This is a genomic window from Dyella sp., assembly GCF_035508675.1.
Lineage (GTDB): Bacteria > Pseudomonadota > Gammaproteobacteria > Xanthomonadales > Rhodanobacteraceae > Dyella_B.
The window spans coordinates 1-22,015 of sequence record NZ_DATJMN010000150.1 but is presented as its reverse complement, the minus strand read 5'-3'; the positions used below and the strand labels follow the sequence as shown (position 1 = coordinate 22,015).

At 64.2% G+C, this 22,015-nt stretch carries 19 protein-coding genes; 9 read left to right on the top strand and 10 right to left on the bottom strand.

The annotated features are described in order from the left end of the window. Nucleotides 1-239: 239 nt before the first annotated feature. Nucleotides 240-1,640: a peptidoglycan-binding domain-containing protein gene (locus VMA74_RS08520; RefSeq protein WP_325366208.1), complete on the top strand. Its 1,401-nt coding sequence runs from the start codon at nucleotides 240-242 to the stop codon at nucleotides 1,638-1,640. Between the two features lie 125 nt (nucleotides 1,641-1,765). Here VMA74_RS08520 and VMA74_RS08515 read toward each other — a convergent pair whose 3' ends face one another. The 8 genes from VMA74_RS08515 to VMA74_RS08480 form a co-directional block, all read right to left on the bottom strand. Continuing rightward, complete coding sequence (locus VMA74_RS08515) at nucleotides 1,766-3,202, bottom strand: amino acid permease (protein ID WP_325366207.1); 1,437 nt, start codon at nucleotides 3,200-3,202, stop codon at nucleotides 1,766-1,768. A gap of 189 nt (nucleotides 3,203-3,391) precedes the next feature. Beyond that, nucleotides 3,392-5,197 carry a DUF885 domain-containing protein gene (locus VMA74_RS08510; RefSeq protein ID WP_414649582.1) on the bottom strand — a complete coding sequence of 602 codons (1,806 nt, stop codon included), beginning with the start codon at nucleotides 5,195-5,197 and terminating at the stop codon, nucleotides 3,392-3,394. A gap of 61 nt (nucleotides 5,198-5,258) precedes the next feature. Then, complete coding sequence (locus VMA74_RS08505) at nucleotides 5,259-6,839, bottom strand: aldehyde dehydrogenase (NADP(+)) (RefSeq protein WP_325366206.1); 1,581 nt, start codon at nucleotides 6,837-6,839, stop codon at nucleotides 5,259-5,261. A 1-nt stretch (nucleotide 6,840) separates the two neighbouring features. Then, nucleotides 6,841-7,746, bottom strand: coding sequence for a dihydrodipicolinate synthase family protein (locus tag VMA74_RS08500; RefSeq protein ID WP_325366205.1), 906 nt, complete (start codon nucleotides 7,744-7,746; stop codon nucleotides 6,841-6,843). Beyond that, complete coding sequence (locus VMA74_RS08495) at nucleotides 7,743-9,032, bottom strand: FAD-dependent oxidoreductase (protein ID WP_325366204.1); 1,290 nt, start codon at nucleotides 9,030-9,032, stop codon at nucleotides 7,743-7,745. Before VMA74_RS08495 ends, VMA74_RS08500 begins: the two co-directional genes overlap by 4 nt. Then, nucleotides 9,025-9,267 (bottom strand): (2Fe-2S)-binding protein, encoded by a 243-nt coding sequence (locus tag VMA74_RS08490; protein ID WP_325366203.1) that lies wholly within the window; start codon nucleotides 9,265-9,267, stop codon nucleotides 9,025-9,027. Before VMA74_RS08490 ends, VMA74_RS08495 begins: the two co-directional genes overlap by 8 nt. Further along, complete coding sequence (locus tag VMA74_RS08485; RefSeq protein WP_325366202.1) at nucleotides 9,264-10,385, bottom strand: FAD-dependent oxidoreductase; 1,122 nt, start codon at nucleotides 10,383-10,385, stop codon at nucleotides 9,264-9,266. The genes VMA74_RS08490 and VMA74_RS08485 overlap by 4 nt, the downstream gene beginning before the upstream one ends. Beyond that, nucleotides 10,364-11,305, bottom strand: coding sequence for a 4-hydroxyproline epimerase (locus tag VMA74_RS08480; RefSeq protein WP_325366201.1), 942 nt, complete (start codon nucleotides 11,303-11,305; stop codon nucleotides 10,364-10,366). The genes VMA74_RS08485 and VMA74_RS08480 overlap by 22 nt, the downstream gene beginning before the upstream one ends. 588 nt (nucleotides 11,306-11,893) lie before the next feature. Between VMA74_RS08480 and VMA74_RS08475 the strand changes: the two genes are divergently transcribed. The 8 genes from VMA74_RS08475 to VMA74_RS08440 all read left to right on the top strand — a co-directional run bounded on the left by VMA74_RS08475 (nucleotide 11,894) and on the right by VMA74_RS08440 (nucleotide 20,547). Then, nucleotides 11,894-12,829: a transglycosylase SLT domain-containing protein gene (locus tag VMA74_RS08475; RefSeq protein ID WP_325366209.1), complete on the top strand. Its 936-nt coding sequence runs from the start codon at nucleotides 11,894-11,896 to the stop codon at nucleotides 12,827-12,829. 224 nt (nucleotides 12,830-13,053) lie between these two features. Next, nucleotides 13,054-16,119 carry a TonB-dependent receptor gene (locus VMA74_RS08470; protein WP_325366200.1) on the top strand — a complete coding sequence of 1,022 codons (3,066 nt, stop codon included), beginning with the start codon at nucleotides 13,054-13,056 and terminating at the stop codon, nucleotides 16,117-16,119. Between the two features lie 136 nt (nucleotides 16,120-16,255). Next, nucleotides 16,256-17,137: a prolipoprotein diacylglyceryl transferase gene (lgt, locus tag VMA74_RS08465; protein WP_325366199.1), complete on the top strand. Its 882-nt coding sequence runs from the start codon at nucleotides 16,256-16,258 to the stop codon at nucleotides 17,135-17,137. A gap of 25 nt (nucleotides 17,138-17,162) precedes the next feature. Continuing rightward, complete coding sequence (locus VMA74_RS08460; RefSeq protein ID WP_325366198.1) at nucleotides 17,163-17,957, top strand: thymidylate synthase; 795 nt, start codon at nucleotides 17,163-17,165, stop codon at nucleotides 17,955-17,957. 146 nt (nucleotides 17,958-18,103) lie between these two features. After that, complete coding sequence (locus VMA74_RS08455; RefSeq protein WP_325366197.1) at nucleotides 18,104-18,592, top strand: dihydrofolate reductase; 489 nt, start codon at nucleotides 18,104-18,106, stop codon at nucleotides 18,590-18,592. Then, the gene (locus VMA74_RS08450) at nucleotides 18,592-19,554 is read left to right on the top strand and encodes a Nudix family hydrolase (RefSeq protein WP_325366196.1); all 963 of its coding nucleotides are present in this window, start codon (nucleotides 18,592-18,594) and stop codon (nucleotides 19,552-19,554) included. The genes VMA74_RS08455 and VMA74_RS08450 overlap by 1 nt, the downstream gene beginning before the upstream one ends. A gap of 40 nt (nucleotides 19,555-19,594) precedes the next feature. Continuing rightward, the gene (locus VMA74_RS08445) at nucleotides 19,595-19,873 is read left to right on the top strand and encodes a DUF2007 domain-containing protein (protein WP_325366195.1); all 279 of its coding nucleotides are present in this window, start codon (nucleotides 19,595-19,597) and stop codon (nucleotides 19,871-19,873) included. A gap of 155 nt (nucleotides 19,874-20,028) precedes the next feature. Then, nucleotides 20,029-20,547, top strand: a complete 519-nt coding sequence (locus tag VMA74_RS08440) for an adenine phosphoribosyltransferase (RefSeq protein WP_325366194.1) — start codon at nucleotides 20,029-20,031, stop codon at nucleotides 20,545-20,547. Nucleotides 20,548-20,750: 203 nt separating this feature from the next. Here the strand turns inward: VMA74_RS08440 and VMA74_RS08435 are convergent, their stop codons facing one another. Further along, nucleotides 20,751-21,362: a DUF3501 family protein gene (locus tag VMA74_RS08435; protein ID WP_325366193.1), complete on the bottom strand. Its 612-nt coding sequence runs from the start codon at nucleotides 21,360-21,362 to the stop codon at nucleotides 20,751-20,753. A 2-nt stretch (nucleotides 21,363-21,364) separates the two neighbouring features. Further along, on the bottom strand, nucleotides 21,365-22,015 hold a 651-nt coding region (locus VMA74_RS08430; protein ID WP_325366192.1), incomplete at its 5' end, for a heterodisulfide reductase-related iron-sulfur binding cluster.

Below are 22,015 nucleotides of genomic sequence, written 5' to 3'. Positions count from 1 at the left end.
ACGGTTTAGAAAAGCTGAAAATCGATCCCTATGAGAAATTCACCCCAGAATTGCAGGACAGGCTTTTCAATGAATACGTCCTGCCGAGTAAGCGTCCGCAAATTTATGCGTATATAACTGGCCAACCTGGAGCCTTGCTTCGCGATGCGCAAAAAGCGACGTGTCAGGAATGGGCAAGCGTCGAAGACCCAGATACACCTGGGCATGTGTATGCGAACTATGAAAAACACGGCAACAAAATGCACACCACGGCAGCGCAGGTAGCCGCCGCCCTGGACGAAATGCGGATCGAATACCAGGCCCAGATTGACAAGGGACTGTCCACTGAAGCGGCATGGCAGGCCACCATGACGATGGGGCCGGGCCAGTTCCAGCACGTTGCCGAGGCGCACGTTGCAGGGCATCGCACCGCGGGCAGCTTGCTGACTGAGGGCACCCGCGGTGCTGCCGTTGGCGAGCTGCAAACGCATTTGAGCAAGCTTGGTTATGCCAATGCACAAGGCCAGCCATTGGCGGTCGACAACGATTTTGGTCGTAACACGCGCCAAGCGCTCGAAGCCTTCCAGCGCGATCAAGGTCTAAGCGTGGACGGCGTCGCTGGACCGCGTACATGGACGGCGCTGCGTGAAGCCACACGCATGGCCTCTGTCACTGAGCCGTCCATCACTTTCCCGCAGATGGCAGCACCCGATCTCGATGCCGCCGCCATCACGGCCCTGCAGCAACAACTGCACACCCTTGGCATGACCGATCACCGCGGTCAGCCACTGCCGGTGACGGGCGCCTATGACGACACCACCCGCATGACGGTTATGCAGTTTCAAAAGGATCAAGGATTGCCAGCAACCGGCTTGGCCGATCCAGGCACCCGAGCCTTGATCGAGGCGCGCGCGACGATCGCGGAGCTGCAGCAGCGTGCGCACATGCAAACGGCCCCGCTAAGCGAAGCCCCATGGCTTGGGATGCCCATGCATGCATCGCCTCCCACCCACGGCCTGGGATACCGCTCACCGACACCCGAAATGCTGCCCGAACCGGTTGCATCGTCACATCATCGCGATGCGGAGCCTGGTCTAGACGCCATCACCGCCATCCAGGCGCAGTTGCAGGAAATGCAACGCCAGATGGAAGCCATGAGCCGGCAGCGTGAACGGGAGCACGAGCGGGAAAAAGCCAAGGAAGATCCACGCGCCCGGTCAAACGAACCGCTGCGTGATACCAGGTACGAAGCGCAGCGCCAGGAAACGCACACGGCGCTTGCTGCCGAGTCGTTGAGCTACAGCCATCCCGATCATCCCCAGCACGCCCTATACGCGCGATTGAAAGCGCTGTTGCCGGAAGGCACGTCCGAAGCGCGGCTTGAGCAATCGACCGCGGCTTGCTGCATGGGCCGCATCACGCAACCGGAACAGTTGCATGAAATCCATATCGGCAAGGGTGCTGTGCATTTCCTGAGCAACCAGCCTCACGCGCACGCTTCGATCGACATGACCCAGCCAGCACCCACGGTGCATCAGACCATGCAGCAGGTGCAGGCGTTTGACCAGCAGCAGGCGCAGATGTGGGGGCAGTTCGAGGCTCAGCAGGCGCAAATCAACATGCAGCATGGAGCGGCAGCGCGTGGTCCGGTGCTGCAGTGAGGTAATGATCTCGTCAGCGATTATGAGTGCGCGAGCGCAGCTGGCGGCGCGTGCAGATGTGGCGCACAAATTCAGCCGGGAACGGGATAACGCGTAATTTGCCGCTATCCACGCCCGGAACTGCATCAGGACGAAGACTCAGTTACCGCCGCCATGCCGTCGCCAGAAGTATTCAAGCGGCTGTGCCGGCGCCCATATCCGACATACACCACCAGTCCCACCAGCAGCCAAAGCCCGAAGCGCCAGTACGTGATGCTGGGCAGGCCCCAGATCAGCCAGCAGGAGAAGCCCACGCCGATGATCGGCACCAGCGGGACCAGTGGCGTGCGGAACGGGCGTTCCAATTCCGGTTGGCGCCAGCGCAGTACGGCTACCGCTGTGCAGATCACGATGAAGGCGCTCAGCACGCCGATGTTCACCAGCTTGGCCAGTTCGTTCAATGGAAACAGGCCCGATGCGACCGCAGTTACGGCGCCGAGCAATACGGTGGTCCGGTGCGGTGTGTGCCAGCGCGGATGCACCTTGGCGAACCAGCCGGGCAGCAAGCCATCGCGCGACAGGGCGAACCAGATGCGTGCACCGGCCAGCAGGTTGGCGAAGATCACGCTGGTGATGCCGCAGATCGATGCCAGCGAGATCGCCACCATCACTTGCGGCAGCCCGATCGCAGAGAACGCGCTCGCCACTGGGGCGGGGGTGTCCAGCGTGGTGTAGGGCACGATGCCGGTCAGCACGAGACAAATCGCGAAATACAGCAGCATCGCGATGGCGAGCGACAGCAGCACTGCGCGCGGCAGGTCGCGTTGCGGATGGCGCGATTCTTCCGCCGCGGTGGTGAGCATGTCGTAGCCAAACACTGCGAAGAACACCACCGCGGCGCCGGTGACCACGCCGTGCATGCCGAACGGCATGAAGGGGTGCCAGCGTTCCGGCTTCACATAGGCGGCGCCGGCGACCACGATGCCCGCCGCCGCGGCGATCTTGATCGCCACGATGGTGGTGTTGAAGCGCGCGCCCCATTGCATGCGCATCGCCAACAAGGCGGTGATGGCGAGTGACACGACCACGGCGGGAAGATTGAACAAGCGGCCAGGCGCGCTGCCGTAAGCGCCTTGCGCCCACACCGGTAAGTGCACCCCCGCCGCATCCAGCAAGGCTTGCACGTAGCCGGACCAGCCCACTGCAACGACGGCGGCGATCAAGGCGTATTCCAGCAGCAGATCCCAGCCGATGACCCAGCCGGCGAATTCGCCGAGCACGGCGTAGCCATAGGTGTAGGCGCTGCCGGAGACCGGAATGAGCCCGGAGAATTCGGCGTAGCACAGTGCCGCCGCGCCGCTGGCGATGCCTGCCAGCAGGAACGACAGCACCACAGCGGGTCCCGCCTGCGTGGCGGCCACCGTGCCGGTCAACACGAAGATGCCCACGCCGATGATGCCGCCCAGTCCGATCGCGGTGAGTTGCCATAGGCCGAGCACGCGGCGCAGTCCGCTGCGTTCGCCGGTTTCCAGTTGCATGGCCGCGACGGACTTGCGGCGGATCATGTCGGTGATCAGGCTCATGTCATGCTTCCCCTTGGCGAATGATGAGCGGGCAGTTCTGCGCCGTCCCTTGCGGCAGTAGGAGAACATCCGTTCTGTTCTCCTGCGAGAAGCATATGGCCATGGCGTCGGGTTCCTGCCGCTCGCTGCGCTCGCACCCCACCCTAGCCCTCCCCTGCAAGCAGGGGGGGACGTATCCTGGCGAGCGCGTTAGTGCGATGGCGCATACGGCGACTTCCCGCCATCGGCAATAAACTGATCGATCCGCTTGTGCAGCACGGGCAGCGGTACGGAGCCGGTCGACAGCACCGCATCATGAAAGGCGCGGATGTCGAATTTGCTTCCCAGCGCCTGTTCCGCCCGCGCACGATCCTGGCGTATCTCCAGCTCGCCCAGGTAATACGACAAGGCTTGCCCGGGCCATGCGATGTAGCGATCCACTTCGGTGTCGATTTCGTGTTCGGCCAGCGCGGTGTTTTCGCGCAGGTATTCACGCGCCTGTTCGCGTGTCCAATGCAGGTGATGCAGGCCGGTATCCACCACCAGGCGAGCCGCGCGCCAGGCCTGATAGCTCAGATAACCGAACTGCTCGTACGGCGTTTTGTACATGCCCATTTCCTGGCCCAGGTATTCGCAATACACGGCCCAGCCTTCGCCGTACGCGGAGATGTAGGTATAGCGGCGGAAATCCGGCAGACCCTTCAATTCCGCTGCTAGCGGCATCTGCAAGGCGTGCCCCGGCGAGGATTCGTGCAAGGTCAGCGCCGGCAGCGAATAAAGCGGGCGCGAGGGCAGGTCGTAGGTATTGACCAGATAAATGCCGGGGCCGCCGCGGCCGCCGGTGTAGAAGGGGGCGAGATCGGCCGGCACCGGCTTGATCGTAAAGCGCCGCCGCGGCAGGCGGCCGATATAGTCGCCCACCACGCCGTCGACTTGTTTGGCAATCCACGCGGCATCTTTCAACAGCTCATCCGGCGTCTTGGCGTAGAAGCGCGGATCGGTGCGCAGGAACTTGAGGAAATCGGCAAAGCTGCCCTTGAAGCCGCTCTGTTTGATGGTGTCCAGCATCTGCTGATGGATGCTGGCCATTTCCTTCAGGCCCAGGGCGTGGATCGCATCCGGGCTCATGTCCAGCGTGGTGTATTCGCGGATCTGCGACTGGTAGAACGCCTTGCCGTCCGGCAAGTCCTCCGCTGCGATCGTGGTGCGTGCATGCGGCATATAGTCGTTGCGCATGAACGTCAGCAGTTTCGCGTAGGCGGGAATCACATCCTGCTGGATTTCTGCCAGCGCCTGTTTGCGCAGCGCTTCCTGCTGCGCGGCGGAGAGGGTGGCCGGCATGTGCTTGAACGGCGTGTAGAACAGGTTCTGCTCGCCCGGCGCGTCGGAGACGGCGGCAATCGATACATCGCGCCCTTGCAGGATCACTTGCGGCTGGGTGAAGCCGCGCGCCAGTCCCAGCCGCATGTTGGCGATCTGTTCGTCGAAGTAGCGCGGGATATCGTGCAGCTTGCCCAGGTAGTTCTGGTAATCCTTGAGCGTGACGAAGCTGCCGCGCGCGCTGAAGCCTAAGTCGCTCCAGAAGGCCGAGTCGCTGTTGAACGGCATCTGCCAGGTCTTGAACTGCTGATCAGTCAGCAGCGTCTGGATCTGCTGTTTGTAGACCTCCTCGTTGAGCTGGTCTTCCTGGCTGAGCTTTGCCTCGGGGATGGCATCGAGTTGCGCGAGCACGCCGGCCCAGTAGCGTTCGCGCAGCGCCTGCGTGGCGGCATCCACCTTGGGCAGGTGGGCGGCGGCCTGGCCGCTGCTGTCCTCGTCGTCGCTGCCGGCGAATTGCTGTTGGCGCCATTGCCATTCGCGGGTGTAGAGCGCGTGGAAAGCCTGCGTCGCATCCTGTGTCGGCGAAGCGGCGGTGGCGGTGGCGGAGATCGCCATGATGCAGCAGGCAAGCAGACCTGCCCTGGCTCGCCTTCCCGTGTGCGCGGTAGGGGTGGCAGCTGCGGTAACGTTCGTCATGGCGCGTGTCTCCAGGTACAGGAACTTGCTTCGCCCCGGCGTGTGCCGGGGCGAAGAACGATTAGCCGATATCTCCATCCGTCCAGCGTCCATCCACCAGGCGCTGCACGCCGCCGGGATTGCGGTTGCGCAACTCCGCCGGCAGCAAGGTTTCGGGCACGTTGTCGTAACTGTGCAAGGCGCTGAAGCGGTGAATCGCCGCCGGCATGCCCACCGAAGTGAAACCGGCATGACTGGTGCTGGGATACGGCCCGCCATGGTTCATCGCAGCGCTTACCGCTACGCCGGTCGGCATCTTGTTGGCGATCAGGCGGCCGACCTTGCTGCGCAGGACCGGCGCGAGCGTTTGCCATGCCGCGTCATCGCTGCCATCCGCGGCGCGATAGAGGGTGCCGGTGAGATTGCCTTCGAACGAGGCGGCGATACGCTGCATGCTTGCCGTGTCCTGCGCCCGAACGATCAGGCTGACCGGGCCGAATGCTTCGGCCTGCAAACGTTCCGCATGCGCCAGGAAGGTTTCGCTGTCCACGTTGAGCAGTGTTGGCGGGTATCGATAGCCATCTGCCGCGTTGCCGCCCGCGAGCACGTGCGCACCGGCTGCACGTAGACCGTCCACCGCCCGCACCAGGTTCTGCTGCACGCCGCGCGAGAACAGCACCTTGGCTTCGGCATCGGCAAACAGCCGCGTTGCCGCCGCGACGAAGGCATCGCCATGCGCGCCCGTGGGCACGATCACGATGCCGGGGTTGGTGCAGAACTGCCCGCTGCCCATCGTGCAGGAGGTAAAGAACTCCTGCGCCAGGGCCTCGCCGCGTTCGGCCAGCACGCCCGGCAGCAGGAACACTGGATTGACGCTGGAAAGCTCCGCATAGATCGGCACGCCGGCCTTGTCTGCCGCCGTTTTCAGCGCAAGCCCGCCGCCGCGGCTGCCGGTGAAGCCGATCGCGCCCAGGCGCGCATCGCCGGCCCATGCAAGACCTAGCGCGTTGTCGAAGTGATAAAGCATCTGCACCGCCGCCGCCGGCAGGCCGGCTTCCAGCAAGGCCGTGTGCGCCAGCTGCGCCAGGCGTTGGCTGGTGGCCGGATGCGAGGGATGCGCCTTGGCGATCACCGGATTGCGTGCCGCGATGGCGGAGGCGAAATCGCTGCCGGCGATGGCGTTGAAGGCGAACGGAAAATTGTTCGGCCCGAACACCAGCACCGGTTTGTTGAGCGGCGCGCGATGCGCACGCAGGCCGGCCTGCGTGTCGATCACCGGATCAGTCCATGCGTAGTGGCGCACCGCCAGCGCGGCGATGCGCAGCTGGTTGCTGGTGCGCGGCAGTTCCACCGAGCGCAGGCGCGGCTCGGCGGGCAGGGCGGTTTCCGCGTGCGCCAGCGCCACCAGCTGGTCGGCATCCGCGTCGATGGCGGCGGCATAGCGTTCCAGAAAATCCGCAATCCGCGCGGGCGGCGTTGCGCTCAATGCATCCGCCGCTTCAATCGCGGCACGCATGGCCGCTTCGATGTCGGCCTCACCGCTGATGGGAAACGCCGGGCCGATCGCTTCGGCGCGGGCGGGATCTTCCGCGCGAAAGCTGCCGCGCGCATCCTGCGAGGCGCACCAGCCTCCGCCGATCAAGACATGTTCGAGCGTGCTCATGTCAGACGGTCGGTTGGTGCGCGATGGCGTGATCGATGATCTTCAGCGCCAGCTCGCGTTCGGTGCCGGCCACCGGCAGACGTGGCGCGCGCACACGTTCGCTGCCCATGCCGACTTTTTCTTGCACCAGCTTGATCAGCTGCACGAAGGTGGGCACGGTATCCAGGCGTAGCAGCGGCAGGAACCACTGGTACAGCGATTCGGCCGCCTTCGGGCCGCCGTCGCGCGCCAGTTCGAACAGCTTCACCGATTCCTTGGGATACGCGTTCACCAGGCCGGCGATCCAGCCCACCGCGCCCATCGCCACGCCTTCGACGATGGCGTCGTCCATGCCCACCAGCAATTGCAGGCGATCGCCAAGCAAGGCGCGGATACCGGCAAAGCGGCGCACGTCGGCGGAGGATTCCTTCACCGCTTGCAGGTTGGAAAATTCACCGGCCAGTTCGGCGATTTGCGCTGGCGTGAAGTCGGTCTTGTAGGCGACCGGATTGTTGTAAAGCATGCACGGCAGATCGGTGGCGCGGATGACGGCGCGCACGTGCGCACCCATTTCGCGCCAATCGGTGGAATACACATACGGCGGCAGCACCATCAGGCCGCCGCAGCCGAATGCCTTGGCTTCCTTGGCCAGCTTCACCGCTTCGCGCGTGGAAAGCGCAGCAATGCCGGGAATCACCGGTGCGCGGCCTTCCAGGGCGTTGACCAGGGTGCGCAGGATGTCGAGTTTTTCCTCGAAGCTCAGCGTGGCCGCTTCGCCCAGCGAACCCAGCGGCACGATGCCGCGGCAGCCGGCGTCGATAAGCTGCTTCGCATGGCTGGCGAGAAAGGCGTGATCGACCTGGTCGTCGGCGGCGAACGGCGTGGTGATGGCCGGCAAGACGCCATGCCACATGCTTGCATTGCTCATGAGTTGGATCCTTCAGTGTCGGAAGAAGAGGCGAGCTCGCCCAGCGTCGCGAGCCGGGCGGGAAACAGGGGCGGGCGCAGGCCGCTGCGCGCAAACAAACCAAGTTCGGCCAGCGCGGTGCCGCATACGCGGCCCTGGCAGGCACCCATGCCGCAGCGCGTGGCGAGCTTGGCGCTGCGTGCATCGTCGTAGCCGGCGAGCGCGCGCAGCGGTACGTCCTCGCAGCGGCAGATCAGGGTGTCGGCGTCGGCCAGGTCGTAGATATAGGGATCGAGCTTGAAGTGATCGCGCAGCAGCGTGGCGAACCGGCGCGCATGGCGTTGCTGCCGCTGCAGTGCTGCATCGACGGCGCCACCGCTGGCGGCGAGGCCCGCGATGCGGCCTTCCAGCCAGGCGCAATCGCGTCCGCCGATGCCGCACATTTCGCCGGCGGCATAGATGTTGGGCACGCTGGTGCCTTGCGCGGCATTCACCTCGATGCAGGGATGCGCGCCTTCCAGCCGTATGGCGCAACCAAGCATCTGCGCAAGTTCCACATTCGGCACCAGGCCATAACCGAGCGCGAGATGGTCGCACTCGATGCGTTGCACGCCGTGCGGCCCATCCACTTCGATCCGTTCCAGCGCATGCTCGCCGAGCGCGCGCGTCACGATGCTGCCGTACTGATAAGGAATGCCCGCCAGTTGGCTGCGCAACAGCGCCGCTTGCGCGGCCTTGCCGGGCCAGTGCCACAGCTGGCGTGCAAAAGCGTGTACGGCCGTTTCGGCCGCCTGCTCGTAGATGCCAAGCACGCGCGCGCCGTGACGCTTCGCGGTGGCGGCCGCGGCAAGCAACAAGGGACCGCTGCCGGCGATCACCACGCGGCGTCCGGCCAATGGCCAGCCTTGCTTGGCCAGCGCCTGCAAGGCGCCGGCGCCGGTCACGCCCGGCAACGTCCAGCCCGGCATCGGCAACAGCAATTCGCGTGCGCCGGTGCCGAGAATCAAGGCGCCGTAGCGGATGCGCCGTGCTTCGCGCGTGTTCTGCAGCAGCAAGCTATTCGGTTCGGCCGCGATCACTTGCGTCTGCGGCATCCAGGTCAGCCTGGGATGGTTCGACACGCTGGCGATCACGCGCTGCGCGCGGCGCGGCCAGCCGTATTGAACGTCCTTGCGCCACACCTGGCCGCCGGCTGCAGCTTGCGCATCGAGCCAGGCTACGCGCGCACCTTGGGCAAGCGCCGCCTCGGCCGCGGTCAGGCCGGCCGGGCCGGCGCCGACGATCACGATGTCGTAGCGCTCAGCCATCGGTCACCACCTGCATGCCTTCTCGCACCGGCAGCATGCATGCGCGTTGCTGCGCGACGCCGTCGATCTGCACGCGGCATTCGAAGCAGACGCCCATACCGCAAAACGGTGCGCGCGCCTGTCCGCTCACCGAGCGGCGAAATGGGCGTTGTGCCTGCGCAATCGCCGCGGCCACGCTGATGCCGGCCGGTACGTCGAGCGCTTGCCCGTCGATGTGGATGCGTACCTGCGTCATGCGCTTGCCACCGCGCGCGCAGGATCGTAGGGCCGCGGATCGATCGCCGTGGCGCGGCCCAGATATTGGTCGATCACCAGGCGCGCACTGCCCAGCGAGGTGGTGATGCCCAGGCCTTCGTGCCCGGCGGCAACCCACAGGTTGGCGTGTTCCGGCACGCGCCCGAGGTAAGGCAGGCCATCGGCGCTGACCGGGCGAAAACCGGTCCAGATGCGCAATGCATCGAGCTGCCGTAATGCAGGTAGATAACGGAATGTGCGCGCCAGCATGCGTTGCACCATCGGCATCGACACCTCGGCAGTATTGGCGCCGTATTCGCGCGACGAGCCGATCAGGATCTGCCCGGTCGGCCGCGGCTGCACGTTGAAGGCGACGCTGCTGTCCGCATCGCCGTGTGCGCTGTCCGCATAACCCAGTTCCAGCAATTGATGATGGACCACGCCCGGATAGCGGTCGGTAATCACCAGATGCCCCTTGCGCGCACGCATCGGCAATTGCGGCAGAAGTTGGGGCAGGGCGCAGCCGGTGGCGACCAGTACCGGGCCGGCCAGCCGGGTTTGATCATCCAGTTGCACGCCTTGCTGCGTGATGGCGGTGACGCGTTGCGCATGCAGCACTGCGCCGCGCGCACGCGCGCGATCGAGCAGATGGCGCGCCATGGCGGGCGGATACACCACCGCTTCGCGCGGCACGCGCATGCCGCCGCACAGGCCGGGGGCAAGCGCCGGTTCAAGGCGGTAGAGCTGTTCGCCGTCGATCAATTCGGCCTGCACGCCGACGCTGGCGAGGCGTGCGATTTTTTGCGGAATGTGCGCGTATTCCGCGGCGGTGCTGGCCACCCACAAGGTGCCGCAGCGGCTGTATTCGATCGGCGCGACGTGGGTGAAGTTTTCCCACAAGGCCAGCGAATAATTCGCCAGCGCGAGCTCGGCCGGATCGTCGTCCATCGCCACCAGGTGCCCCATGGCCGAGGCGGTAGCGCCGCCGCCGATGGGGCCGGGTTCCACCACCGCCACGCGCAGGCCGTGCTCGCTGGCGGCATCCGCGCACGCCGTGCCGATGATGCCTGCGCCGACGATGATCAGGTCGTAACGCTTCACGCCGTACCGATACCCCATGCCAGCGGATCGTTGGCATCGTCGATCAGCAGCTGGCCTTGCGCCGTGATGTGCGCGCTGCCGGTGATGCGCGGCAAGACACCGCGTGCACTCGGCACGTATTGCGCTTCGAACACACTGTCGAGAATGCCGGCCTGGCGCCACACCTGGCCGGGCGCCAGCTTGCCGTCGGCCGCCAGGCAGGCCACCTTGGCGCTGGTGCCGGTGCCGCAGGGCGAGCGGTCGTAGGCCAGGCCCGGGCACAGCACGAAATTGTGCGCGTCGGCATCGGCCTGCAGGGGCGGGCCGTTGAGTTCGATATGGTCGATCTCGCCATCGGCGCCGCGGATGTTGGCCGCTTCCAGCGCAAGACGGATCGCTTCGGTGTAGATCGTCAACGCGCGCTGGTTGGCCAGAGTGAGCGGCAGCGGGCTGTCGTTGCTGATGAAGAACCAGTTGCCGCCCCAGGCGATGTCGCCTTTTACGTTGCCGTAGCCGGGCACATCCAATTCGACGTCTTTGGCGTGGCGATAGCTTTCCACGTTGTCGATCGACACGCGGCCATCGGCATGCAGTTCGACGCCTACCATGCCAACGGGCGTTTCGAGTTTGTGCCGGCCCGGCGCGATGCGCCCGAGATGATGCAGCGTGCGCACCACCCCGATGCTGCCGTGGCCGCACATGCCCAGGTAGCCGACGTTATTGAAATAGATCACCCCGGCGCAGGCCAGGGGATCGGTCGGCTGCAACAGCAGCGCGCCGACCATGGTGTCCGAGCCGCGCGGCTCGCAGGCGATCGCCTGGCGCCAGCGGTCATAGCGGTTGCGAAACAGGTCACGGCGCTCCGCCAGCGGGCCGTCGCCGAGATCCGGAAAGCCGGCGAGCACCACCCGGGTAGGTTCGCCGCCGGTGTGCGAGTCAATGAAGTCGATGGTGTGCATGCATCCATCTTGGTGCTTGTGCGCTGCGAGCGTCTAGAAGAGCTTGCGGAGCGAGCATGCGGAATTCTGCATAGTGCCGGCACGCCGGGGAGGCGATGGATGCCGTCAGCATCGGGATGTCATCGATCCCCCAAACGTGATGACCGTGCCGGTCGCTGCATAGAATTTGGTGGCGTGCGCCGGGACGACGCATCGATGGCGCAGGTTGGCGATCTGCGATTGGCGCCCATGGCCCGTCCTGCGCTTGGCCTTCGGCCCGATTTGTGCTTGTCTAGCGAGCTCTGCCGGTTGGCGTTGAACGGAAGACGATAGGTGCTGTTGCTGCAGACGAATCCCTTTCCCCGTAGTGCCGATGCGCCGCCCATTTCCGGGGGCGAACCGGCCACGCGCGGTAAAGGGGGCACCCACCGGCAGGAAGTGACCCGGAGGGTCTACCTGTGCGCGCCGGCTGCGTTCCGCGCCAGGCGCTTGGGGGGCGGCCAGAAGATCCTGATCGCAGCGCCTTGCGGGTGGGCTGCACAGCGGCGCATTACGCAGCGGCATCAGCGCGCTGCCGAAAATTTTTACGGATGGAGCGCCTTGGTGGCGATGCCGTCGTGGCAGGCGAGTTTCTCGTTCGATACGCCGCACTGGCTGCCCGCCTTCAAGCAACACGTGCAGACGTATCGCGTGCCGATCATCGGCGGCTTGGGGCTGGCGGCAAGCGCGGCCGCGGTGGCGATCGGCATTCATGCCTGGCATGCACATACGAGCGTGCCGCTGGCGATGAAGCCGGCGAGCGTTTCGAGGCCGCTGGTTGTGGCGGCACCTGTGCGGCCTCCGGTGTTGTTTGCGGGCGTGACCGGCGATGTGTTGCGCACGCCGACGCGGCGGGCCGCGCTGGCCAAGCCTAGGCCGGCACCCACCACCACGTTGGGCCTCGCCAGCGACGGCACCATCGTAGTGGTAGCCGAACCGCACGCCGCGCGCGCCGGTGGTTTCAATCTGGACATCACTTCGCCAGCCAGCCTGTGGGCCAAGGCCGGTGCGCGTTATCGCATCGATCCGGTGCTGATCTACGCGGTAGCGCTGGTGGAAACGCGCGGCACGCAGCCGGATGGTTCGGTGGCGCCCAGCCCTTGGGTGGTGCGTATCAACGGCCACCTGCACATCGGCTCGCGTGCGGATACCGAGCATGCGATCGAATTGGCGCACCTGCTGGCCGCGCCGGTGCAAGACGTCGGCATCATGCAGGTGTATTACCCCGTGCACCGCGATCTCGAGCCCGATCCGGTCGCCTTGCTCAACCCTGTGCGCAATATCGAGATCGGCACGCGGCTGCTGCGCAAGGCGATGAACGAAAGCCGCGATCCCGTGCTGCGCATCGGTTATTACCACAGCCATGACGCCACGCTGGCGCGCGGCTACGGGCAACTGGTGCTGGGCGTGTACAAGGAGTTGAAGCTGGCGATGGGCCGCTCGCCGTCGCAGGAGGCGGTAGCCCTGGCATCGGCGAAGGCTAACGCGGAGCACGTTGCGCTGTAGCTTGGAATGCCGCAAACCCGATCTGCGAAAAGCCCGCTGCCTGCGGGCTTTTTTTATGCGTCTGGCACATGTGTGCCCGATTCGGCATCGAAACCGGTGCAATTTAATCTAGATAACAAAAACCAAAAGTAAATAAATGGAGTCGCCTTTCCTTGCGGAAGGCTTCGATTCAAAAAAACAGCCAGTCATTCGAGCAGGCCCATTATTCGAGAGGGGAGGGGATTATGTTGAGCCACGCATCGTGGCGGCGCACCCGCGCCGGCCATGCAGACACGCAATACCTTCAACAAACCGTGCGCCGCCGGCGCCTTGCCGCGTGCATGGCGGCAGCGCTGGCGATCGCTTGCAGCTATTACGCAGCGCCGGGCTATGCCCAGAACATTACCGGTGCCTTGCGCGGCACCGCGCCGCAAGGCGCGACGATCGAGGTGACCTCGCCTGCCCAAGGTTTCAGCAAGACGCTGGCCGCAGACAGCAAGGGTGAGTACAACCTCAGCCAGCTCAACCCCGGCACCTACGTGGTGACGGTGAGCAAGGGCGGCAGCGCAATCGGCAGCGCGTCTGTGCAGGTGAAGCCGAACATCACGGCGATGGTGCCGCAGCTTGCTGCGGGCGCTGCGCCTGCCACCTCGCTCGGCACGATCACGGTGTCGGCGTCGTCGCTGTTGACGGTGACCACGCCGATCGACGTCACCACGCCCGAGCTGATCAACAACTACAGCGCGGCATTGACGCATGACCTGCCGATCGACCAAGCCAATTTGTATAGCGTCTATGCGCTGCAATCCAGTGCGAAGAGTTTCGGCGGCTACTACCAGGTGAACGGCGCCAGCGTGGCGGAGAACCGCACCTACTTCAACGAATTCGACACCAATTACGACGTGACCGGACTTTCCGGCATCACCTTTCCGCAGGATGCGGTGGCCGATACGCAGCTGATCAACGGCAGCGGCGGCCTGGCCTGGACCAGCACCACCGGCGGCATCGTGTCGGCCACGCTCAAGCAGGGCAGCAACGATTTCCACGCCGGATATACCGCGATCTACACGCCGCCGACGTCGAGCTGGCTCAACCCGCAGGGTGACGACGCCACCTATCTGTCACCCAACGGCAAGCGGACCTATTCGCTGTATCAATCAGCCAATCATGTCGGTTCGCAGCTCACGCAGGACATCTGGGCTTCCGGTGCGATCGTCAAGGACAAGCTGTTCTTCTTCGCGTTGCTGGGCAATACGCCGTCGTTGTCGAAGTCGTGGACGTATGGTTCCAACACGGCGACCGCCTATGCGAGCCGCGACAAGAACGCGATGGTCAACCTCACCTGGAACATCACTGCCAACCAGAGCCTCAACGTGGCCGCCGCCAGGGACTGGGCGAGTTCATCGACCCAGCTTTATCAACTGGCGCAGCCGTACCAGCCATCGTCGATTACCGGTGCGCCGGGCTGGTCGGGCGATGCGCATCAGCAGAAGCTGCTGATCGGCAACTACCACTGGCGCATCAATGACGATCTCACGCTGCGCGTGATGGGCGGTTATACCCGGCTCGATGTGCCATCGTTCGATGCCTATGGTCCAGATACGCCGTATGTGAGCACCTACGACTACAACACCAACCTCAATGCCACTTACGGACCCAGCACGTACAACGCGCCGAATGATTACTACTACGCCCGCCATGGCTACAAGGCCGATCTGAACTGGACACTCGGCGATCACACCATCACCTTCGGCGGTGACCGATATTTCAACAATTTCCACTTCGTGCCGTACTGGCGGCCGTACTGGGCGTATACATACAACGATCCATCGAGCGCGCTGCAGAACGGTTCGCCGGTACCGCCGGGTGGCAACTACGTCGAATACTGGAAAGGCTCGTTCGGCGGCAATTTTGGCAGCGTGGAATCGGGTGCGTATCTCTACGACACCTGGAAACTCACCGACACGCTGGTGCTGACCGGCGGCGTGCGCTGGGATCACATGCTCAGCAACGAAGCCGGCGGCAGCCCGTTCCTCAACCTGTACAAGTTCTCGCCGCGCATCGGTGCGGCGTGGGATGTACACGGCGACAGTTCGCTCAAGCTCGGCCTCAACTACGGTGTCTACACCTTGCCGATGCCGTCGGGGCTCAACTATTTCGTCGGCGGTTCCAATTACATTTCCGGCACGTATTACACCTATACCGGCATGGATCCGACCACGCATGCGCCGCAGGGCCTGACGCAGATCGGCAATCCGATCGTCTATGAAAACGGCCAGGTGCCCAATCCGGTGACGCTGTCGAGCCGGAACCTGAAGAACACTTCGCAGCGCAATTTCCAGCTGTACGCGCAGCAGCAGTTGACGTCGTCCTGGTCATTGCTCGGCCAGTTCGATATGAATCGCCTGGATAACATCGTCGACTTCATCAGCGATTCCGCCGGCCAGATCAGCAACTACGTGCGCGCCCATGGCTATCCGAATTATGCAGGCCTGGGCACCGGCGGCATGCTGTTCAATCCCGGGCGGGACATCGTGCTGACGGATTACCTTGGCGGCGGCAATCAACTTGCCAGCATCGTGATTCCCAATGCGTATCTTGGCGTGCCGAAAGCCCGGCGCACCTATTACGACCTGAACTTCCAGCTCGAACATGCCAGATCGGAGCAGGAGCCGTATTACCTCTCGATCAACTACACCTGGGCGCATGCCTACGGCAACGAGGATGGCTATTCCAGCGAATCGCGCGACATCTATGGCGACCCGGGCGACTCCAGCGTGCTGCAGACGGCCGGGCGCAGCGGCAATTTCAATTATCCGGAGTTGATACCCGGTTCCGCCGGGCCGCTGGCTGCGGACATCCGCCACAAGCTGGTGGTTTCCGGCATCTACTATTGGCGCAATGGATGGCGTGTGTCGTCGCTGCTGACCGCGCAGACGGGAGCGCCATACGGCTGCTTCGGCACTTACCCGAATGCGGCGGCGGTGCAGGCAAATCCCAGCCTTGCCTCGGTGACGCATTATTGCAACGGCATGCTGGTGCCGTTGAACGGGCTGGGCCGCTATCCCTTCAGTTGGCAATGGGATCTCGGCGTGGGCTATGCCTGGGCGATGGCCGGCCATCACACGCTGGACGTCAGCTTGAACATCACCAACCTCACCAATCGCCAGAGCGTGCGTGCGCGTTACGTGTCGGCAGATACCGGCAATTTCGGCAGCAACGGTTTGCCGACGCCGGATCCGAGCTATCTCACCGTCACGACGCTGCAGGCGCCGCGCGCTACCAACCTGGTCGTGCGTTATACGTTTTGAGCGTCAAGTTCATCGGGCTGGGGCGTTCCCAGCCCGATGCGTCACCGCCTGCATGGCAGCGTTGGGGTTCGCATACGCTCACCGCCAACCTGCGATGGCCTGTAAACTTGCGGCTTTCCGCTTTATCGGCCAGCCCATGACGCAGCCTTTTGTCGTGCATTTCAACCCGGTCGCCATGAAACTGGGGCCGATCCAGGTCCACTGGTACGGGTTGATGTACCTGCTCGGATTCCTCGGCGCGTGGTCGCTGGGCGAGTACCGCCGCAAGCAGGGGCGTTTGCCGGTCAATCGCGATGCGCTGGGCGACCTGGTCTTCTACGCGATGATGGGCATCATCCTGGGCGGGCGCATCTGGTACATGCTGTTCTACTACGCCGGCGGCATTCGCTGGCTGTGGACCGAACCGCTGGCCCTGATCCGCGTGTGGGACGGTGGCATGAGTTTCCACGGCGGCCTGCTTGGCGTGCTGGTGGCGGGTCTTTGGTGGTCGCGCCGGCACCAGCTGCATTTCTTCGACACGGTGGATTTCGTAGCCCCGCTGGTGCCGCTGGGCCTGGGGCTGGGGCGGCTGGGCAATTTCATCAATGGCGAGTTGTGGGGCAAGCCGGGCGACGTGCCGTGGGCGATGATTTTTCCCAATGCACATGACGAAGACGTCGCGCTCGCCGCGAACGATCCGCATCTGGCGCAATGGATGCAGCAATACGGCGGCTTGCCGCGGCATCCCTCGCAGTTGTACGAGCTGGCGCTGGAAGGCGTGGTGATGTTCGCCGTGCTGTGGCTGGTGTCGATGAAGCCGCGTCCGCGCTATCTCATCTCCGGTTTGTTCGCGCTGATGTACGGCTGCTTCCGCTTCGCGGTGGAATTCGTGCGCGTGCCGGACATACAGCTGGGTTATCTGGCATGGGGCTGGCTCACGATGGGGCAGATCCAGTCGTTGCCGCTGATCGTGGTCGGCATCTGGCTGCTGTGGCTTTCGCGCAAGGCGCCTACGCTGCCGCTGGCGAACGCAGCGTAGACGCAGTCGGCGTAAACTTGCACCCATGCGCGCTTATCTCGACCTGCTTCGCCACGTGCTGGAACACGGCACCGAAAAAAACGATCGCACCGGCACCGGCACGCGCAGCGTGTTCGGCTGGCAGATGCGCTTCGATCTCAACCAGGGTTTTCCGCTGGTCACCACCAAGAAGCTGCACCTGAAATCCATCGTGCACGAGCTGATCTGGTTCCTGCGCGGCGACACCAATATTGCGTACCTGCAGGAACACGGCGTCAGCATCTGGGACGAATGGGCAGATGAGCGCGGCGATCTCGGCCCGGTGTACGGCAAGCAGTGGCGTGCCTGGCCGACGGCCGACGGCCACGTGGTGGATCAGATTCGCTGGGTGGTGGATGAGATCAAGCGCAATCCGGACTCGCGCCGCCTGATCGTCAGCGCGTGGAACGTGGGCGAATTGCCGAAGATGGCGCTGATGCCTTGCCATGCGTTGTTCCAGTTCTATGTGGCGGACGGCAAGCTCAGTTGCCAGCTGTATCAGCGCTCCGGCGATATTTTCCTGGGCGTGCCGTTCAATATCGCCAGCTATGCCTTGCTGACACACATGATTGCGCAGGTGTGCGGACTTGGCGTAGGCGATTTCGTGCATACGCTGGGCGATGCGCACCTGTACAACAATCATCGGGAGCAGGCGCGCCTGCAATTGACGCGCGAGCCGCGCCCGCTGCCGCGATTGACGCTCAACCCACATGTGAAATCGATCTTCGATTTCCAGTTCGAGGACGTAGTGATCGAGGATTACCACCCGCATCCGGCGATCAAGGCGCCGGTGGCGGTGTGAGGTTTCATTCCCTCTCCCTATCTGGGGAGAGAGAGAGCACATCCACGCCGCATCCCAGCGCTCACCCTCGACTGAAACGCTATAATAGGCGGTCGGCCGGCCTAGTCCCGGTCTTTATGACAGTCACCGTTTCTTCTGGAGTTTCCATGGCCATTTCGCTGATCGCCGCCCTCGACGAGAACTTTGCTATCGGTCGGAAAGGCCAGCTCCCCTGGCATCTGCCGGACGATCTGAAATGGTTCAAGCAGCTGACGGTCGGCAAGCATGTGCTGATGGGCTACAACACCGCGGTGTCGATCGGCCGGGCACTGCCGGACCGCGTGAACCTGGTGCTGTCGCATCGCCACGAGGCGCCGTTTCCCGGCCAGATCACCGTGCGTTCCATCGAAGAAGCGCAGGCCCGTGCCGACGGTACCGGCCTGATGGTGATCGGCGGCGGCCGGGTGTTCCACGATGCGCTGCCGGTGGCGCAGCGCCTGTACCTGACCTGGGTGAGCGCGGCGGTGGATGGCGCGGATACCTTCTTCCCCGGCATTCATTTCAGTGATTGGACCGAGGTCAAGCGCACCCACCACAAGAAGGATGCGCAGCACGGCTACGACTTCGACATGGTCGAATACATCCGTACGGCCTGATGGACGACGCGCCCGGCGCACCCGTGCATGTGATGGCTGGCGTGCTCTGCGATGCACAGGGCCGGGTGCTGCTGGCGCAGCGTCCGGCAGGCAAGCATCTTGCCGGTTTGTGGGAATTTCCCGGCGGCAAGCTGGAACCCGGCGAAGCACCGCAGTCTGCGCTGGTGCGGGAGCTGGATGAGGAGCTGGGGATCCGGATTGAGCCGCAGGACGGCACGCCGCTCATCCGCATACCTTGGCACTTTGGCGAGCGCGGCCTGTTGCTCGATGCCTGGCGCTTCACTCGTTGGCAGGGCGTGCCGGCGTCGCTGGAAGGGCAGGCGCTGCAGTGGCAGCTGCCGTGGGACATCGACCTGGCCGTGCTTGCGCCCGCTGATCGGCCGATCTTGCAGGCGCTGCGCCTGCCTGCGCTATACGCGATCACCCCTGCCGACGTGCCGCCGCAGTGCGCCGATGCATGGTGTGAGCGGATCGTGCAGGCGCTGCAGCGCGGCGTGCGGCTGATCCAGTTGCGCTTTCCGTTGTGGTCGACCGAGCAGGTGCGCGACCTGGCCGCGCGCCTGCAGCCGCTTGCGTTGCGCCAGCAGGCGCAGGTGCTGCTCAATGGCGATATCGACGGTGCGCGGCGGCTTGGCGCCGGTATCGGCGTGCATCTGACATCCGTCCAACTGGATGAGCTGGCGGAGCGCCCGTTGCCTTGGTCGCAGCTGATCGGCGCCAGCTGTCACGATGCCGCACAGCTGCGTGCGAGCGCGCACCGGACCGACTTCGCCACGCTCTCGCCGGTGGCGCCCACTGCCAGCCACCCGGATGCGGCCGCACTGGGCTGGTCGCGCTTTCAACAGCTGGCCGACGCCGCCGCACTGCCGGTCTACGCGCTGGGCGGCATGGCTCCTGCGCTGGCCGGCGAAGCGCGCACGCATGGCGCCCAGGGCGTGGCAGGCATCGGTGCTTTCTGGTGAATCGCTTGCCGAGCGGCGCAGGCAGCAGTAGCGTGCAGGCATGCGTATCGTCTATCGCGCCCAGAACCTGATCGACGCCCACCTGGTGAAAGATGCACTGGAGCACGCGAACGTGCCCGCCTTTATCTCCGGCGAATACCTCACCGGCGGCGTCGGCCAGTTGCCCGCGCTGGATTACGTGGCGGTGTCGGTGCCCGAATCCAGCGTGGAAGCGGCCGAGTCGATCGTGCGGGAGATCGATCATGCGCTGGCCGAAGCGCGCCTGGCCATCCACGAACTCGACGATGATGCAGACAACCTGGCACCGCAGCCGGTGTGAGGCCCATGGCGCTAACTTACGCGCGTATCTCTTGCTCGCCAGGATACGTTCCCTCCCCTGCTGACGCAGGGGAGGGAGTTCGATCATCGCAGTCATCGGGATGACGAGGACGGCATGCAGGTATCCTACCCAGCGCATCATCACTGGAGCCCTGCATGACCGAGTTTGCAAGTTTGATTCGCGCCGTACCGGATTTCCCCAAGCCGGGCGTCACGTTTCGCGATATCACCCCGTTGTTGGCCGATGGCGCCGCTTTCGCGCGTTGCATTGACGCCATGATCGAACCGTGGCTGGACAGCGGCGTGCAGGCGGTGTGTGGCGTGGAATCACGCGGCTTCATTTTCGCCGCCGCGATGGCGCAGAAACTGGGTGCGGGGTTTGTGCCCTTGCGCAAGCCCGGCAAATTGCCACCCCCGGTGATGCATGCCGATTACCAGTTGGAATACGGTACCGATCGGCTGGAAGCCTGCATCGGCGGCGTGCGTCCAGGCGAGCGCACGCTGCTGGTGGACGACGTGCTGGCGACCGGCGGCACGCTCGGCGCGGCGCGCAATCTGCTCGGCCAGCTGGGTGCCGAACTGGTGGGCGCGTCCGTGGTGATCGAGTTGCTGGCCTTGCAGGGCAGGGCGTTGTGGCCGGCAGAGGTTCCGCTGCGCTCGGTGTTGCATTATTGAGTTCGTCGGCTGGCGGAGAATATGTTCCCTCCCCTGCGAAGTAGGAGATGGCCAGGGTGGGGTGCGAGCGCAGCGAGCGGCGAGGACTAGACGTCGCCGCCATGTATGTTTTGCGATCGGAGGTCATGGCGACATTCGGCTGCACGCTAAAGCCCAAGCAACCCCACCCCAGCCCTCCCCTGCATGCAGGGGAGGGAGTTGATCTATGCGAAATCCGCCGCCAACGCTTCGCGCAGCGTTTCCGAAACGGCGGTTTCCTCGCGCATCGCCGGATGCGTGGATGCAAGGGTTACCGCGGCACCCGCTTCCCAATCCCTGATCATGCCATCGTCCAACTCGAACCGCAGGAAATGCACCGCGGACGTTTTCTCCTCGGTGCTGCGGTCCATGTCTTCATCCGCAATGGCGGTGACCGGCGCATGGCCGCTTACCGTCAGTACGATGCGATGCTCGATGCCGACCAGCCGCGCCAGTTCGCGTTTGCGCTGTTCTACGTCGGCGTATTCGACGAACAGCGTGGCCTTGAGGTTGCTGCCATCGGGAATGAGCGGATTGTAGGCGTCCAGTTCTTCGTCGATGCCCTCGGCCTCGAAGATGCGCTCGATGCGCAGCATTTCCTGCACCTGGTACTGGATGGTGAGCCGGTCCTCGAAGGCGAGCGTGAGATGCGCGCCGAGATGCACGGTGCGGTTCTTCTTGTGTGCCATGACGCGCGCGCGGAAGTCGTTGCGTTGCGCGGCGTAGGCTTCCAGCGAAAGCAGGTCGTGGCGCTGCAATTTGTTCATGGAGGTCGAAGGTAAAGAACTCGTGGCCATGGTCAGATTCCGTAGGCTTTGCGTAGCAGGCTCAGTGGATGTTCGGCGGCAGGCTTGTCACCCAGGCCGTGCGCGATGTGGCCGCCGGCCATCGGGCAATCGCTGGTGAAATGCGTGGCCTCGCTTTGCGCTACGCGGTTCTCCACCGGCTTGGCGAGTTTGCGCGACAGCGCGTAGGTTTTGTGTTTGACGCCGTACGTGCCATCGTGGCCGGAGCAGCGCTCAATGGTGGTGATTTCCGTGCCGGGCACCAATTGCAGAATCTCGCTGGTTTTCGGGCCGATTTTCTGCACGCGTTGATGGCAGGGTACTTGCCAGGCGACCTTGCCCAGCGATTGCTTGAAATCGGTGGCGAGCAGCCCGGCTTTGCGGCGCTCGGCCAGGTATTCGAAGGGATCGAAAAAGCGATCACGCACCAGTGCTACATCCGCATCCTCCGGAAACATCAGTGGCAGCTCCTGTTTGAACATCAGTACGCAGGATGGAATCGCCGCGGTGAAATCCCAGCCTTCGCGCGCCATCTTCGCCAGCACCGGGACGTTGCGTTCCTTGTATTTGCGCACGGTGTCCAGGTCGCCCAGCTCGAACTTCGGCATGCCACAGCAGCTTTCCTGTTCCACCAGGCGCACGGGAATCGCGTTGTGCTCAAGTAC